This window comes from Bartonella sp. JB63 (assembly GCF_002022665.1).
Classification (GTDB): Bacteria; Pseudomonadota; Alphaproteobacteria; order Rhizobiales; family Rhizobiaceae; genus Bartonella.
This window is the reverse complement of the sequence record NZ_CP019788.1, coordinates 434,372-451,843: the sequence shown is the minus strand read 5'-3', so window position 1 is coordinate 451,843 and position 17,472 is coordinate 434,372. Positions and strand designations below refer to the sequence as shown.

Genomic DNA, 17,472 nt, shown 5'->3' with positions numbered 1-17,472 from the left:
CACCTTCATCATATTTAATCATCCTTAATATTACAATTGCCTCTAATCCAAATCGTTCAGAACGAAACGTCTTGATTTCTTTTTCAAATGATCTTATTAAGAGATCGGTCTTTTTTATGAGATATAAATAAAATGTTTTTTTAATTCAAAATAAGAGAAATTGAAAAAATATTGCTTTATTTGAAACTTATTATTCAAATTAATGAATTAATAATTATATTTATAAATCAGTTATTTATATAATTAAAATAATGTTTTAGATAAGTTAAAAAGCCTATTTATTTCATAATCTATACTTTTTGTGTAGACCATAACTGAAAATATAATATAGTACAATAAATGAAGATTGGTTAACCATCTTCTCTTATCCATTAGAAACATGTGTAATATAATAAAGAAAATCTTTAAATTTTGATTATATGTTTAATTTAACGCATGATAGAATACCTATTTTAAAATGAATGAAAGACTAAGGATAACATCTATTTTATGCGTATTATTGAATTATATATATTAAAACGCATTTTTCTTCTTTTTTGTACTGTAATGATTGGAGCAATTGGTATCAGTTGGACAATACAAATCCTTGCAAAAATCAATTTTCTTACAACGAGCAGACAAACATTCTTAACAGTTTTACATTTTTCATCCCTATTAATTCCTTCTGTTACTTCTCTTGTTATGCCATTCGCATTAGTCATTGCAATTACCATCATTCTTTCAACAATGAATAAAGATTCAGAATTAGTTGTTATCAGCGCATCAGGGATATCAAAAAATATTATTTGGAAGCCAATTCTTCTTTTAGCCATTTTTACTTCATTAATTTCCTTTTCTATTACTAATTTTATTGCTCCTAATGCGCGTCTTAATATGCGACAAATGTTAGCAAATACTCATTCTGATCTTATTAATCTTTTCATTCGTGAAGGTAGCTTCCAAGAATTAACTAAAAATCTTTACATAGAAATTGGTAAACAAAATACCAACGGAACCATTGAGCGCCTTTTCATTGCTGATCAGCGTGATCCTCAGTTTGGTCTTTTTTATTATGCAAAAAAAGGAATAATTACTAATAATAAAGGCAATTTTTTAATTCTCAACGATGGCGAAATAGAAAGGATTGATTATAAAAATGATAATGTTTCAATTATCAAATTTAGCTCCCATACCTTTAATCTGAGCGAATTTATTTCCAATAAGAGAATACCGAATATTTATCCTAAAGATCGACCTCTTTCTTATTTATTAAATCCTAATCCAAATGATCCTCATTATCAACGAAAACCACTTCAATATAGAGCAGAATTTCACCGTCGTCTTACAGAATGTTTCCATCCTATCGTTTTTGCATTAATCGCAGTATTTATAGCGGGAAATGCACGTTCATATCGACAAGCGTATATATCTGAAACTTTTTCTGTAATTAGCTTCTCCTTATTAATTTATTGGTTAGGATATTTTTTTGCGCAAAAAATAGAAAATAACCCTGTTTATATCCCACTACTTTATATCATTCCGATAGGAATAAGCATATTAACCTTATTTATGTTGCTTACAAACCGTAAAATTGTTGTCTTTGCAAAATTTAATGATACCATTCAAAAAATTTTTCAAAAAAAATCACAACAAATTAATTTATAATGATAATGAAAAAAGCTAGCAATAGCTAAGTTTATTACTTAGCTACTTTTCCATCCTAAATCTCAACGTGGTACATAATTTATTTTTGATATACCATTTTCTAGAGAAAATATTAAGTATAGGGATTATATTGGTTGAATCGAAACATAGTTATAGAAAGTTACAATTTTTGACAAATTACAAGATTTTTTTCTACAACGTAAATATATGAAAAATCTTCAAAGATCATTATTATCTAAAAATTGCATATTATACAAAATCATTCTTGCAATTATTTTGCTAATATAAATCAAATTAGTGATTTATCGTATCGGTAAAGTTTCAAAATACAGAAACCTTAATTAGCCCTTTGTAATTTTGTGATAAGAGCATATCAATCATATAGTTTATAAACTCTTATGGCAAAGCTACTTTGCGCTTTATTGAATATTCACATGCATCATGATATCTACACATTGCAATTCTTATATCCTTTGGATAAGCTATCATGATTGGATCGACGCTTGGACGATATTTTTTCGTACTTTATCTCAAAACAATCTGTTATTTTTTACTGGGTATCTTTATCCTCACCCTCTTAATTGACTTTACAGAAAACTCTAGCCGATTAGCGTTGCTCCCTCATTATACTGTAAAAGGAGCATTTTTTATTTCATTGCTGCGCATCCCCTTTATTATGCAACAACTCTTCCCCTTTATTGCACTATTTTCTGCGATGACAATGCTTATCTCGCTTAACCGAAAATTTGAGCTTGTTGTCGCTCGTTCAATTGGTATTTCTGCATGGCAATTTCTTACACCAGCTTGTTTTGGAGCTTTTCTCTTCGGACTATTCTCTATCCTTCTCGTTAATCCACTTGCTGCATGGAGCTCTTACCAAGCAGAAAAAATGATAGCAGCATGGCGCAATAATAATATCCAAATATCTAGCAGCAACACACGCATTCCATGGTTAACACAACACACAAATTTAGGAAGAACAACCATTGGAGCCAAATCAATCATACATCAAGGTCTTTGTCTTTCTCTTATTGATGCAACTTTTGTACAATATAATGAGAATGAAACAGTAAAAAACTGGATTAATACTAAAAAAGCAACATTGACAAATGGTACTTGGTTATTAACAAATGGAACAATCTATAAAATAGGACAAACACCTGAAAAATTTACTGAATTACGAATAAAAACTCACTTAAAACCAGAATTTTTAACTGAGTATTTAGCTGACCCTGTAACTATTCCATTTTACAAATTACCAAAAAAAATTGCCGTTGCACGCTCATTTGGTTATTCTGCTAATCAATTTGATATGCATTTACAATCACTAATTGCGTTACCGATGTTACTTGTGGCAATGACTCTCATTGCAGCAACCGTGTCATTAAAATTTACAAGGTTTGGACAATCCTCAACATCAATTATTGGTAGTGTAATTGCAGGATTTATACTTTATGTTATTTCTGTGCTCGTTCGAAGTTTTGGTAACGCTGGTTATATTTCTCCAATCACTGCTGCTTGGGTACCAGTTATAGTGGCATTGTTTTTTGGAATTTCCTTTTTACTTTATACAGAGGATGGTTAAGTAAAAATGTTAGCAAGTAAAAGGAGAATTTTAACAAAACTGAGAATATTGATTGTAAAAAGCCTCATCAGTTTTTCTGGAGATATCCTTATATCTCATTCTGCAACAGCACAAAATCCTAATCCTTTTCTTCAAAATCATCTCCAAAATACAAAAAGTCCTTTCTTACTCTCTGCTGATAAACTCATTTACAATCATGATGCAAACACTATTTCTGCACAAGGAAATGTCCAAATTAAATATGATGATAATAGAGCTATCGCTCAAAGAATCATTTACAATCAAAAAACAGGACGTGTCATAGCGCAAGGAAATGTTAAGATCATTCAAAAAGATGGAAATGAAATCTATTCTAATTATATTGACATGACAAAAGACTTTGGAGAAGGTTTTGTAAATTCTTTACGTATTAAAACAACTAACAATACACACTTCGAAGCTGAAAATGCTAAACGCAGCAGGAATCAAATAACAATTTTCAATAATGCTATCTATACAGCATGTGAGCTTTGCCATAACAAATCAAATGGTGCAGTCTCTTGGCAAATCAAAGCAAAAAAGATCATATGGGACAATGTAAAAAAAACAATTCGATTTGAAAACGGCTATTTTGAAACTTTCGGCGTCCCAATTTTATACTTTCCAATTATCGAACTCCCCGATCCAACATTAAAACGTGCCAGCGGTCTTCTTACTCCTCATCTTTCTTATGCTGGTAATCTTGGTATTGGCTTAAAAAATTCTTATTTCTGGAATTTATCACTTTATAATGATTTCACACTTTCTGCTACGATCTATAAAAAACAAGGACTTTTAACTGAGGGAACATGGCATCAACGTTTAAAAACAGGCTATTATAACATCCACTTTGCTCATATATACCAAATCAACCCTAATAACTTCGGTAATGATAAAATTGATTCACAGTACACAAATCGTTATATGTTAGCAACAAAAGGTGACTTTCGTATTAATTCACGTTGGGTTTATGGTTGGAATATCTTTACACAGTCTGACCGAGATTTTAGTCGTACATACAAACTTGAAAATTATAGCAACCCTGTACAAATTTCCCAGTTTTATTTAAATGGCCTTGCAAATCAAAATTACTTTGATATGCGTTTCTACCGTTTCAATATCCAAAATTCGACGCTTAAAGATATTCTCAAAGAACGTCATTCTCAACAAGCATGGACTTTACCCAGCATTGATTATTCTTTTACACCCAATAAATCAGTCTATACTGGAAAGCTTACCTTTCTTAGTAATATGCAATCAATTTATCGTCGTCATGCTGACTTGAGTAATAAAAATTGGCAAGGTTATCCGCTCAAATCTCCTCAACTTTCCGGTATAGCTGGAAACAGTTTTCGTTTGACTAGCGAACTAGAATGGAAAAAACGTTTCAATACCAAAGATGGCTTAATACTAACCCCCATCTTTGCTTTACGCATTGATACAAGTATAATAAATACTCACAATAACTATATTGTTAACATAGAAAATGGCTCTTTTAAAAATTTTAATATTGCTTCCTCAACAATCCGTAGCATGGCAACAGCAGGTTTGGAATTGCGTTATCCTTTTCTTATCAATGCTGGAATTTCAGCACATATACTAGAGCCAATAGCACAAATTTTTATCCGTAATAACGAACAATATGTCGGACGACTACCAAATGAAGATGCTCAAAGCCTTGTATTTGATACAACTACCTTATTTCAAAGAGATAAATTCTCTGGCTATGATCGTACAGAAGGTGGAACAAGAGCAAATATAGGTCTTAGATATTCCGGAAGTTTTAATAATAATTGGTCGCTTTACGGACTTGTTGGACAATCATTTCATCTCGCAGGAAAAAACTCGTTCGTAGAACAAGACTTTATCAACGTAGGTGCTCACTCCGGCCTTGAGACAGCACGTTCAGATTATGTGACAATGTTTGAGGCAAATCATAATCATGGTTTTTCTATAGCGTCTCGTGGACGTTTTTATAAAAAAACAGGGAAAATTCGCCGTGGTGAATTAGAAGCATCACAAAAATGGTCGAATTTTTGGGCATCTATGCAATATGCTTATATTTCAAATCAACCAAGTGATGAACATAGGCAAGATCGGCAAGAGATTTCCTTTCAAGTGGGACTTAAATTTTCCAACTATTGGTCTATAAATAATAATGCCAGTTATGATTTAGTATCTAATACTTTGGTAAAACAAGGAATAAATCTCAGTTATATGGATGAATGTTTTGGGATAAAGTTCGGCTATCAAAAGGTAACTAATCCAGAAAGCAATATAGCTTTAAAAAGTTTTAATTTTTCTTTTTCATTACGTACAATCGCAGATATTGGCAAAAAATAAAATCAGATTTATAATAGAGAACATATAGATCTTAACCTATCATTGTTTTTATTCAGAAAAACATATATTTTAGGTAATAGATGAGAATTGATTAACAATGTAAAGGTTTACTTACATGAATATACTAAAAAATAGTGCTCTTGCTTTATTCTGTATCACTTCTTTGAATATAAGCAGTTTACCGGTAAGCACATTTTTTACATCACCAGTTTTCGCACAAACTTCAGTTGTCGTCACAGTTAATGGCAATGCTATTACAAGTTATGATATTCAAAAGCGTATTGCTTTTCTCAAATTGCAACAGAAACAAGGAAATCTGGCCGCACAAGCTAAAAACGAACTTATTGATGAAGTTCTCAAAAATAATGAAATAAAGCGGCGGAATATTGAAGTTAGCAAAGATGAAATTGAAAGTGCTTTTGAAAATTTTGCAGCACAAAATAATATGACTGTTGATCAACTCAATCGAATGCTTACTCAAACTGATGTTACAGTAGAGCACTTTAAAGCATATATTTCGGGACAAATGGGTTGGGGACGTCTTGTTAATGCTCGTTATCAAGCTGAAGGTGGAGCACTTACAGAACAAGAAGCTGCGCATAGAATATTAAAAAATGGTGGTGTAAAACCTTCAACAAACGAGTATACATTACAACGAATTATTTTTGTTATTCCTGAACATCGTCGGTCAGCAATTCTAGAAAAACGTAAGAAAGAAGCAAATAAGTTCCGTTCAAATTTCCGTGGATGTCATAACGCTAAGAACCAAGCAAAAGGTATTTTAGATGTTACTATTCGTCATTTAGGAAAATTTTTGGAGCCTCAGCTTCCTCAAAATTGGGAAAAAGCTATCCTTGCAACACCAGCTGGAAAAATGACCAACTTCCAAGAAACTCAATATGGAATTGAAGCTCTTGCTGTCTGTCAAATAAAAAGAGTTTCTGATGATCGCGTAGCCCGACTTATATTTTCCATCCAAGATCATCAAAAAAAAAATATTCCCCAACTTCTTGAAGCTCTCAGTGAAAAATATTTAAAAGAATTGAGACAAACAGCGCGTATTCAAAACTCATAATGGCTCCACTAATCGTTAGCAGTGGCGACCCAGCAGGAATTGGTCCTGAGATTGTTATAAAAGCTTGGAATATGCGTAATATACGTAAAATTCCGCCTTTTGCTCTTTTAGCTGATCCTGGAGTTATTCGTTCGCGTGCTCGTTTTTTACGACTTAATATTGATATAAAATCTATTTCTACCCACAATCTTGTAGAAGATTTTCCAATATCTCTTCCTATAATTCCCTTAAAAAATCGACAAAGTGATCAACTAGGATTACCTTCACCGAATAATGCTGCTGGAATCATTGAAGCAATCGAACGCAGTGTTCAGTTAATTCAAAATGGTTATGCGCGTGCGCTAATTACTTGTCCTATTGCCAAAAAAACTCTCTATGACACTGGATTTCACTTTCCAGGTCATACTGAATTTCTTGCTTATCTTGCTCAAAAATCTTCCAATAAACAATATCATCCAGTTATGATGTTATCTGGACCTCGATTAAAAACAGTACCAATTACTATTCATATTCCACTTAATGAAGTTTCCTCATATCTTACTTGCAAATTAATCATTAAAACTGCATTGACTACTGAAAACGATTTAAAAACTAAATTTGCAATAGCTTCACCCCGCTTAGCCGTTGCTGGTCTTAATCCTCACGCTGGAGAAAATGGTACAATAGGGAAAGAAGAGACAAAAATTATTATTCCTGCTATTGAACATCTTAAAAAAAAGGGTCTTAATATTATAGGCCCTCTCTCTCCTGATATAATGTTTCATGAACGTGCAAGGCATGCATATGATGCTGCTCTTTGTATGTACCATGATCAAGCTCTTATTCCTGTTAAAACATTAGACTTTGATACTACTGTTAATGTTACCTTAGGATTACCCTTCATCCGAACTTCTCCAGACCATGGCACTGCTTTTGATATTGCAGATAAAGGAATAGCCTCTCCTGAAAGTTTTATTGCTGCTCTTCAACTTGCAGACCAACTTGCGAAAAATAATCCAATCACATGTTAATAGATAATCTTCCTCCTCTTCGTAATGTAATCAATACACATAAGCTACAAGCTAATAAATCTTTGGGACAGAATTTTATTTTTGATCTTAATTTAACAACTAAAATTGCTCATCAAGCAGGAAATATAGAAGGAAAACCTGTTCTTGAAATTGGGCCAGGTCCTGGAGGTTTGACTCGTGCCTTACTTGCAAAGGGTGCTATTGTAACAGCGATAGAACGTGATGAGCGTTGTATGCCGGCTCTCTTAGAAATAGAAAAGCACTATCCAAAAAGACTCAAACTTATTTTTAATGATGCACTAAAACAAGATTTCTCAAAACTTTTTGAAGTATATCAAGAAAAACCAAGGATTATTGCAAATCTTCCATATAATATTGGAACACAACTCTTATTAAATTGGCTTTTAACAAAATCATGGCCTCCTTTTTATGAGTCAATGACTTTAATGTTTCAACGTGAAGTCGCAAAGCGTATTACAACAACTTCCCAATCTCCTTACTATGGTCGTCTCAGCATATTAACTGGTTGGCGTAGCATCGCAAAAATTGCTTTTGATATTCCTCCTCAAGCCTTCATACCAGAGCCAAAAGTCAGTTCTTCTGTTGTTCATATCATTCCACGCTTACAACCTCTCGATTGTTCTATACAAAAATTAAGCCTTGTAACAAAAATTGCCTTTGGACAAAGACGCAAGATGCTACGCCAAAGTCTTAAAACTATTGGAGGTGAAACGCTTTTAAAAAAAGCTGGTATTGATGGAACACGCCGAGCAGAAACACTTTCTATCTCTGAATTTGTAACTTTAGCCAACCTGATCATTTAAAAACTAAAGTTCTTGTTAATTTGAAGCTTTCCTTAAAATGATAAGCATACTAATCAATTTTTTCAGCAATAAGCTCATCAATGAAAGATTCAAGAAAACAACAACGCTTACGTTTCATCGTTTCTGCTAAATAAATTGATTTAATAAGCAATAAAGACTGATTTAAATCTTCGTTAATCACAATATAATCGTAAGAGTGCCATTGTTGAATTTCTGTTCGCGCATTCTTTAATCGCAAATTAATAATTTCTTGGCTATCTTCTGCTCGACGATGCAAACGACTAACGAGCTCCTTCATTGACGGAGGAAGAATAAAAACAGAAACAGTATCTCCTGGCATTTTTTTTTGAAGTTGTTCGGTCCCCTGATAATCAATATCAAATAACATATCTCGACCAGTGCTCAATGCATTTTCAACGCTTTCACGTAAAGTTCCATAATAATTCCCATGCACTTCTGCCCATTCAATAAATTCATCTCCTGCACACTTACGTTCAAATTCCTTTTTTGAAATAAAATGATAATGAATACCATCTACTTCACTAGGTCGCCTTGCTCGCGTTGTCATACTGATAGAAAGCTCTAACTGCCTATCTTTCAGAATTAACCGTGAAAGTGTTGATTTACCAGCACCTGAAGGTGAAGAAAGAATAAATAGGAAACCGCGACGTTGATTTTTTTTTTGAGCACTAAATTCATTATCAAATAATGTCATAATGTTAATTTTTTCAAAATTTTCTAAATATGAATTCTAAATTTTAAGAAGATTTATCGTTTTTTTAACGCACGCCATTTACGAATATTTGCATTATGTTCATCCAAAGTTTTAGAAAAAATATGTCTACCGGAACCATCAGCTACAAAATAAAGCGCATCACTTTTTGGGAAACTGGCCACCACCTTTAAAGAATCGCGACCTGGATTTGCAATAGCTGCTGGCGGCAATCCATCAATTTTATAAGTATTATATGGCGTTTCCCTCTCAAGATCTGAACGATAAATCGGACGATCTACAGGTTTACCTTTTCCACCAAAAATGCCATAAATTACTGTTGGATCAGATTGAAGACGCATACGTTTAGCAAGACGATTATAAAATACTGCAGCCACTTGCAGTTTCTCTTCTGCAATCCCAGTCTCTTTTTCAACAATCGATGCCAATATAACAAATTCCTCAATAGACTTGATAGGTAAATCTGGTGAACGAGTAGCCCATATTGCATTAACCAATTTCATTTGTTCTTCACGCAGCCTTTTTATAATTTCCATACGTGTTGTACCACGAACAAAATGAACAGTATCAGTCACTAAACTGCCCTCTGGAGGTAAAATTTCAGGAAGATCACCGATCAGAATTTCATTGGCTGCTAATCTATCAAAAACCTGTTGAACGGTTAAACCCTCAGGCACTGTAAAAGTATATTCAATAGACTTTCCTTTTACAAAAATATCCATAATATCACGCATTGAAGCATAGGCTGGAATTAAATATTCACCAGCTTTAAGGCGTGTTGCGTTTTTGTAATAAGCAACTCCATAAATAAAAATATCAGAGGATCGAATAAGACCACGTTTTTCAAGCAATGATGCAATTTCACGAATTCCTTTTCCAGAATCGATAAGAATAACTTGTTCTTTTTCAGCTATCCCTTTACCTTCAAAAATGTTCTTTACAACATAAAGAGGAATACCGATTGCTAAAAGAACAACCACAATAAGCATTATAAAAAAATTACTTAGAATAATAAACGGATTACGCAAAATATGCGATCTTTTGCGCTTTCCATGCAGCAATCTATCATTATTATTTGGTGAATAATTTAATGAAAAACCATCTACATCCTGCAATGATAATTTATTTTTCACATCAGACATAACTTACCAACCTTAATAATTTTAAGTATTTCATTAATAATTTCTCACCAAAATCTTATAATCAAAAAGTTTATCAAAACAGCTATAAAAAATGAAAATGTTTATTATTAACTAAAGCGCCGCATTATTAAAGATGCGTTCGTTCCACCAAAACCAAATGAATTAGAAAGAACTGTATCAATTTTTCTCTCACGTGGTGTATGTGGTACAAGATCAATTTTTGTTTCAACAGATGGGTTATCGAGATTAAGCGTTGCCGGAGCTATATTGTCCCGTATAGCTAAAATACAAAAAATAGCTTCAGCTGCCCCAGCCGCACCAAGTAGGTGTCCAATAGATGATTTTGTTGACGACATTGATACCTGCGACGCATGATGACCTAAAACACGCTCAACAGCTGCTAATTCTATAACATCAGCCATTGTTGATGTACCGTGAGCATTAATATAATCAATATCGCACACATTCACTTGAGCACGCTTAAGAGCAAATATTATACTACGCTGCGCGCCTTCACCACTCTCCGAAGGAGCTGTAATATGATAAGCATCACCAGACAAACCATAACCAATCACCTCTGCATAAATGCGAGCACCTCGCTTTTTTGCATGTTCAAGCTCTTCTAAAATGATAACAGCAGCCCCCTCACCCATAATAAAACCATCACGATCTGCGTCATAAGGCCGTGATGCGCGCTCAGGTTCATCATTACGCCCGGTAGAAAGAGCTTTACAGGCAGCAAAACCAGCAAGAGATATACGATTAACTGGAGATTCAGCGCCCCCTGCCACCATCACATCTGCATCACCTAGTGCAATTAAACGAGTTGCATCACCAATCGCATGAGCACCGGTAGAACAAGCTGTTACAACCGAATGATTAGGACCACGCAAACCATGCTTAATAGAAACATAACCAGAAGCAAGATTAATCAAACGCCCTGGAATAAAAAAAGGAGAAATTCGTCGTGGACCTTTATCACGAAGTGTATAACCAGCCTCAATAATGCCTCCAATGCCACCAATACCGGAACCAATCATAACACCCGTCTGAATCTGATCTTCATCACTTTTTGGAAACCATTCAGCATCTGCAAGTGCTTGATCAGCAGCAGCTATTGCATAAGTAATAAATGCATCAACCTTGCGCTGCTCCTTAGGCTCCATATAGAGATCAGCATTATATGTACCACTTGTTCCATCCCCTAAAGGAATACGACCAGCAATTTGACATGGTAAATCAGCAACATTAAATTCAGTGATGCGTCGAACACCACTTTTCCCTTCGAGAAGCCGCTTCCAACTCCATTCAACATCACCACCCAGCGGAGATACTAATCCCAAACCAGTAACAACAACACGTCTCATATTTCTAACCTTGAATCATCGATCCCTAGAAGCGACATTGTCAAAATACACTATAACTAGAAAATAGGGCAAAAGCATAAAATACTTTTGCCCTTTAATAAAATTATACAGAAGCCTTATCAATAAACTTCACTGCATCACCAACTGTGAAAATTGTTTCGGCAGCATCATCCGGGATTTCTATACCGAACTCTTCTTCAAAAGCCATAACAAGCTCAACCGTATCAAGGCTATCTGCCCCTAAATCATCGATAAAGCTTGCATTTTCTACTACCTTATCTGCGTCAACTCCAAGATGCTCTACGATAATCTTTCTAACGCGCTCTTCTGTATCACTCATATTCAATCCTCGAATTTGTATTGTTTTCCTGTACTTGGTTAGCGATATAAGTTCATATAATCAAGTAATAGATGCATTGCTCCAAAACTTTAGCGATAAAATATAGGACATTCCATGGATCTCTCTTCTTAAATGTACTAAATTGATATCCTGATAAGTTGAACAATTACCACACTTAAAGAAATAAACTTATTGTTCTATTTCATTCATCGTTATCTAAAATAATAATAGTTATAAATCAATGTAGAATACTCAAATCATTGCCATACCACCGTTGATATGTATCGTTTGTCCAGTCACATACCCTGACTCATCACTTGCTAAATAAACAACTGCAGAAGCTATTTCTTGCCCCATTCCCATACGTTTCATTGGAATTGTAGCCATAATTTTTTCTTTCTGCTTTTCATTCAATTGATCAGTCATCGCGGATTTAATAAATCCTGGAGCAATACAATTAACTGTTATATTCCGTGATGCAACTTCTTGCGCTAATGACTTGGAAAAGCCTATTAAACCAGCTTTCGCAGCACAATAATTCGTTTGTCCAGGATTACCAACAACACCAACAATAGAAGTTATATTAATAATACGTCCGTAGCGCCGCCGCATCATGCTATATGTTAGTTCACGTGTTAAAATAAAGGCGGCTGTCAAATTAACTGACAACACATCATCCCAATCCTGATCTTGCATACGTACAAAAAGACCGTCTCGAGTAATACCAGCATTGTTAACAAGAATATCAACTCCATCCATTTCTTTTTCAGCTGTCTCAGCCAATTTCTTAATAGCATCACGATCAGAAAGATTAGCAGGAAAAATAAAAACGTTTTTATCAAGATCTACAGCAATTTCTTTGAGTCTTTCTTCACGCGTTCCATGCAATCCAACAATGACTCCTTGTTCATGTAAAACACGTGCAATTGCTTCACCAATATCTCCTGATGCTCCCGTCACAAGAGCTTTACGACCTGTTAATTCAAACATCTTTTAGACTCCCTAAAACTAAACACCTAGCACTTGTAATGCTGTTTCAATTTCCTCAGCATTACCAATCGTTAAACCGTTGATATCCTTATTAATACGGCGCGCCAAACCTGTTAATACTTTCCCAAAACCAACTTCAAAAAGAACATCAACCTCATTAGCTCCAAACCATTCGATTGTTTCACGCCATCGTACTCGCCCAGTTACCTGTTGAACAAGAAGCATAAGAATACGTTCCGGATCACTTTCCGGTGTAACAGAAACATTTGCAATAAGTGGAACAATAGGCGCTCTTTTATTAATTTTTCTAAAGGCGTCTTTCATTGCATCGGCCGCAGGACTCATTAGAATTGAATGGAAAGGTGCTGATACTGAAAGAAGCAACGCGCGTTTAGCTCCTTTTTGTGAAGCAATCTTGATCGCTTCCTTGATAGCTTTTGTTTTACCTGAAATAACAATCTGCCCACCTCCATTATCATTGGCGATCTGACACAAACCCTCTCCTAAAACAAGCTCGCAAATTTCTTCAACATTTTGTTCATTCAAACCAATAATTGCCGCCATTGAACCTTCACCAACAGCAACAGCTGTTTGCATAGCATTTCCACGAATCCGTAAAAGTTTTGCTGTATCAGCTAAACTAAATGTACCAGCAGAACAAAGTGCTGAATATTCTCCTAAAGAGTGACCCGCAACAAACTTCACCTTTTTTGCTATATCAAGTCCTAATTTTTCCATTACACGAATAATTGCTATAGATACAGCCATCAATGCTGGTTGTGCATTTGCTGTTAATGTTAAAGCCTCTTCTGGACCTTCAAAAATAATCTGTGATAATTTTTCACCCAAAGCATCGTCAACTTCCTCAAAGACCATACGTGCTTCAGCAAATTGCTCTGCAAGTACTTTTCCCATACCAACAACTTGACTCCCCTGTCCTGGGAAAGTGAATGCTGCTATCATCATGATCTCCAAAATTGAATTTCAGATTTATCGGCTCTTTAGCCAATTCAATAAACATAAATTACAAGAAATCAACTTATTTAGAATGAATACCTATATGAAAATTATATTTCAAGGGCGGAATTTGATATAAAAATTTAGGAAAATATGATGCAACAAACCGGATAATAAACCAACTTATGAAACTTCCTAAAAACACACCAGCCAAAACATCAAGAGGATAGTGTACACCTGTAAAAACACGTCCCCAACAGATTAATAACAAAAATATCAATGCAAACTTAGAAGCAATTTTGCATCGATACAAATAAAGATTAACAAAGTAAGATACAATAATTAATGCATGATTACTCGGAAAAGAAGCTGTTTCCCGATGTTTAATAAGAGGCTTGATAAGACCTGCAACAAATGGACGCGGACGATAATAAATAAGAGAAATAAGATAGCCTACAAAAAGGGTAACACAAATGCTAACACAAATACTTAAAACAACACATCTTCCAGTATATCTACCGCAAAACCATAACACACAAAGATGTATGGGAATAATATAAATCAAAAACTTTGCACAAATTATACCAAACCAAATTAAAGCTAACCACGTTTGATGATTATTAGCAAGCATTTCAAAAAGTACTACATCAATCTGGTGTAAAAAATTCATTTTTATCTCACTCATTATATCTTTAAATATCGCTATATTTCTCTCTATCATATCAATATTTACTAATATGATAGAGAGAAATAAAACGCGAAATACATAAAAAATATCCTAAGACACAATAAATCATATTTTTTGTAAACACCAACTTGCTATTTTTAAATATAAGCTGTAAATACCTAGTGTTCATTACCGGTGTTTGGCTGGGGGTTGAACGGAGGGCTGGGAAATAACCAGTAGGAATATAATAATTTCGGCCTCCCGTATCTCCGCTCTCGAGTGTCTCAAATTGCAAACGCGTCCTTTCTTCTTTGGGTCTTCCAATAAAGACAAGTCGCAGGGGCTTTGCGCCAAAACTAGTAGAATTTAATTGAAGAAAGGCAAAATTAATGGCTCTTTATGAACACATTTTCCTTGCCCGACAGGATATTGCACCGCAGCGAATTGATGAGCTTTTAGAAATTTATAAAGGTGTTATCGAAGCACAGGGTGGTAAAGTTGGGCGTATAGAGAATTGGGGTCTTCGTTCTCTTGCTTACCGAATTCGCAAAAATCGTAAAGCTTATTACGTATTGGTGAATATTGATGCTCCAGCCGCAGCAATTTCTGAACTTGAACGCCAAATGCGTATTAATGAAGACATCTTGCGTTATATGACTATCCGCGTAGAAAAACATGAAAAAGAGCAATCTACTACAGTTTCATCCTTTAATCGTGATGACTTCCCTGGTAAAAATGAAGAGAAGGTTCAAAATCTGCGTCACCAACGTGAAAATCCAATAGAAGGAACAGAATGATGACTGACATTAATCAAACTTCAGTACGTCGTCCTTTTCATCACCGTCGTAAAACATGTCCATTTTCAGGGGTAAATGCTCCTAAAATTGATTATAAAGATATTAAGCTGTTACAGCGTTATATTTCAGAACGTGGCAAAATTGTTCCTTCGCGCATTACAGCCGTTAGTCAAAAAAAACAACGTGAGTTAACTAATGCTATTAAACGTGCCCGTTTTCTTGGCTTACTTCCATACGTTGTCAAATAAGTTTTTAAATTTTTGAGTAGCCAGAATAAATTCTGGCCATTTATTATTTTTCCTTGATGTTTTAACAAAACATTTTAATTATAATATCCAAAGTTGGGGTATTATATACCCCTAACTGCAAAAAGCAGGACAGCAATCAATGGAAAATTCTTATTCTTATAAAGCGATAATTGGTATTTTAGCAGGATTATTTACTGCTGTCATAGGAATGGCAATTATCAGCATATCAAATGTCATTCCTTATTGTTCTCTTTTCTTTGGTTGTTTTATTTCACTTCCAATCTTTTTTTCCGCATTCAGATATGGTACGTTATCTAGTTTTTTCGCTTTAATTAGTGCTACTTTTATTCTTTCCATAATCAATAATATTTATATTGGTTTTGGTTTTTTGTTGTTGTTTTTTCTTCCTTCTGCTTATGCTTCCTGGCTCCTTGGGCTTGCACAACCAATAAAAGAAGAAAATTCATTGATATGGTATCCATTATCATCAGTCATTTTTCTTTTAACTAACTTTATTGCTTGTATATCAACTCTTATTGGAATTTATGTTCAAAATCATCCAGCTGCCCCTATTATTGCAAAGCGAATTACTGAAAACATAGTGCAAACTATGCGACAATCGCAATCTATAAAAGAAACTGATATCTTTGCTTTTAGTGAACTTTTAACAACACATACAGCAACTTTAATAGCAGTAGCATTAACTGTTTATAGTTTAATTTTTTTTATTGCTAATCTCTACTTTTCAATGACAATAGCGCGCCATATAAAATGGCTGAGAAGACCTTATGATGATTGGAAACAAAATTTCCGTCTTCCGATTTTTGCGCTCATTATTTTTATTGTCGCTTCTATAGCTTCAATGATTGAAATTAGTTTTATATTTAATTTGAGTGCAAATGTTTTTACTACCGCCTATATATTGACCATATCGGTTAGTGGTTTAGCATATCTCCATAATATTACAAAAGAAATAAGCGGTCGAATAATAATATTATCTCTCGTTTATATTGCTATTTTAACTGTTATTTTTACTGTGCCTATTTCTTTTATGCTTCTGCTTATGGGTATTTGGGCAACTATTCAATATAATAGCCAATCACGCAAATCTTACTAATTGATTTATTCGAAAGGAAAAAACTATGAATATTATTTTGCTTGAACGCATCACTCATCTTGGTCAGATTGGTGATATTGTCTCAGTCAAAAACGGCTATGCACGTAATTTTCTATTACCTAAAGGCAAGGCTTTACGTGCTAACGAAGCTAACAAAAAGCATTTTGAAACACAGCGTGCACAGATTGAGGCACATAATCTTGAACGTAAAAATGAAGCTCAAAAAGTTGCCGAAAAACTTGATAGACAATCGTTTACTATTATACGTTCAGCTGGTGAAACAGGACAGCTTTACGGCTCCGTATCAACACGTAATATTGCCGATATTATAACAGAGAGCGGCTTTTTTATTGGACGTAATCAAGTTGAGCTTAATCACCCAATTAAAACTATCGGTCTTCATACGATTCCTATTAACTTACACCCCGAAGTTCAGGTTTCCGTAACAATTAATATCGCACGTTCAACTAATGAAGCGCAGCGTCAAGCGGAAGGTGAAAATCTCACTTCTATTGAGGCGATATACGATGCTCCAGAGAAACCATTAACAAAAAAAACTGACAATCATAAAGAAAAAAATCCTGATGAAGAAAGCCAAAGTTAATGAATATCTAC

General features: G+C 34.3%; 17 protein-coding genes. 10 read left to right on the top strand and 7 right to left on the bottom strand.

What is annotated here, in order from left to right; all coding sequences use genetic code 11:
- Positions 1-489 precede the first annotated feature (489 nt).
- The 6 genes from lptF (at position 490) to rsmA (ending at position 8,499) form a co-directional block, all read left to right on the top strand.
- Positions 490-1,644, top strand: coding sequence for an LPS export ABC transporter permease LptF (gene lptF / locus BJB63x_RS01980; RefSeq protein ID WP_078718791.1), 1,155 nt, complete (start codon positions 490-492; stop codon positions 1,642-1,644).
- 487 nt (positions 1,645-2,131) lie between these two features.
- Complete coding sequence (gene lptG, locus BJB63x_RS01975; protein WP_078718788.1) at positions 2,132-3,229, top strand: LPS export ABC transporter permease LptG; 1,098 nt, start codon at positions 2,132-2,134, stop codon at positions 3,227-3,229.
- Between the two features lie 6 nt (positions 3,230-3,235).
- Positions 3,236-5,590 (top strand): LPS-assembly protein LptD, encoded by a 2,355-nt coding sequence (locus BJB63x_RS01970; RefSeq protein WP_078718786.1) that lies wholly within the window; start codon positions 3,236-3,238, stop codon positions 5,588-5,590.
- Positions 5,591-5,705: 115 nt separating this feature from the next.
- On the top strand, positions 5,706-6,665 hold the full coding sequence (locus BJB63x_RS01965) for a SurA N-terminal domain-containing protein (RefSeq protein WP_078718785.1): 960 nt from the start codon (positions 5,706-5,708) through the stop codon (positions 6,663-6,665).
- Positions 6,665-7,675, top strand: coding sequence for a 4-hydroxythreonine-4-phosphate dehydrogenase PdxA (gene pdxA, locus BJB63x_RS01960; protein ID WP_078718784.1), 1,011 nt, complete (start codon positions 6,665-6,667; stop codon positions 7,673-7,675). Before BJB63x_RS01965 ends, pdxA begins: the two co-directional genes overlap by 1 nt.
- Positions 7,669-8,499 (top strand): 16S rRNA (adenine(1518)-N(6)/adenine(1519)-N(6))-dimethyltransferase RsmA, encoded by an 831-nt coding sequence (rsmA, locus tag BJB63x_RS01955; RefSeq protein ID WP_078718783.1) that lies wholly within the window; start codon positions 7,669-7,671, stop codon positions 8,497-8,499. Before pdxA ends, rsmA begins: the two co-directional genes overlap by 7 nt.
- 49 nt (positions 8,500-8,548) lie before the next feature.
- Here rsmA and gmk read toward each other — a convergent pair whose 3' ends face one another.
- From gmk to BJB63x_RS01920, 7 genes are all read right to left on the bottom strand, one after another.
- Complete coding sequence (gene gmk / locus BJB63x_RS01950) at positions 8,549-9,214, bottom strand: guanylate kinase (RefSeq protein WP_078719625.1); 666 nt, start codon at positions 9,212-9,214, stop codon at positions 8,549-8,551.
- A gap of 53 nt (positions 9,215-9,267) precedes the next feature.
- The gene (gene mltG / locus BJB63x_RS01945; protein WP_078718782.1) at positions 9,268-10,374 is read right to left on the bottom strand and encodes an endolytic transglycosylase MltG; all 1,107 of its coding nucleotides are present in this window, start codon (positions 10,372-10,374) and stop codon (positions 9,268-9,270) included.
- Positions 10,375-10,481: 107 nt separating this feature from the next.
- Positions 10,482-11,741 (bottom strand): beta-ketoacyl-ACP synthase II, encoded by a 1,260-nt coding sequence (gene fabF / locus BJB63x_RS01940; protein ID WP_078718781.1) that lies wholly within the window; start codon positions 11,739-11,741, stop codon positions 10,482-10,484.
- A gap of 103 nt (positions 11,742-11,844) precedes the next feature.
- A complete protein-coding gene (locus BJB63x_RS01935; protein WP_013544895.1) occupies positions 11,845-12,081 on the bottom strand; it encodes an acyl carrier protein in 237 nt (78 codons plus the stop codon).
- 252 nt (positions 12,082-12,333) lie between these two features.
- Positions 12,334-13,071 carry a 3-oxoacyl-[acyl-carrier-protein] reductase gene (gene fabG, locus BJB63x_RS01930; protein ID WP_078718780.1) on the bottom strand — a complete coding sequence of 246 codons (738 nt, stop codon included), beginning with the start codon at positions 13,069-13,071 and terminating at the stop codon, positions 12,334-12,336.
- An 18-nt stretch (positions 13,072-13,089) separates the two neighbouring features.
- Positions 13,090-14,034, bottom strand: a complete 945-nt coding sequence (gene fabD, locus BJB63x_RS01925) for an ACP S-malonyltransferase (protein WP_078718778.1) — start codon at positions 14,032-14,034, stop codon at positions 13,090-13,092.
- Positions 14,035-14,110: 76 nt separating this feature from the next.
- Positions 14,111-14,698, bottom strand: coding sequence for an undecaprenyl-diphosphatase (locus BJB63x_RS01920; RefSeq protein ID WP_078719518.1), 588 nt, complete (start codon positions 14,696-14,698; stop codon positions 14,111-14,113).
- A gap of 386 nt (positions 14,699-15,084) precedes the next feature.
- Between BJB63x_RS01920 and rpsF the strand changes: the two genes are divergently transcribed.
- The 4 genes from rpsF (at position 15,085) to rplI (ending at position 17,461) form a co-directional block, all read left to right on the top strand.
- Positions 15,085-15,492, top strand: a complete 408-nt coding sequence (gene rpsF / locus BJB63x_RS01915) for a 30S ribosomal protein S6 (protein ID WP_078718776.1) — start codon at positions 15,085-15,087, stop codon at positions 15,490-15,492.
- Positions 15,492-15,740 (top strand): 30S ribosomal protein S18, encoded by a 249-nt coding sequence (gene rpsR, locus BJB63x_RS01910; RefSeq protein ID WP_078719517.1) that lies wholly within the window; start codon positions 15,492-15,494, stop codon positions 15,738-15,740. The genes rpsF and rpsR overlap by 1 nt, the downstream gene beginning before the upstream one ends.
- A 139-nt stretch (positions 15,741-15,879) precedes the next feature.
- A complete protein-coding gene (locus tag BJB63x_RS01905) occupies positions 15,880-16,857 on the top strand; it encodes a hypothetical protein (protein WP_078718775.1) in 978 nt (325 codons plus the stop codon).
- A gap of 25 nt (positions 16,858-16,882) precedes the next feature.
- A complete protein-coding gene (gene rplI / locus BJB63x_RS01900; protein WP_078718774.1) occupies positions 16,883-17,461 on the top strand; it encodes a 50S ribosomal protein L9 in 579 nt (192 codons plus the stop codon).
- Positions 17,462-17,472: the final 11 nt, after the last annotated feature.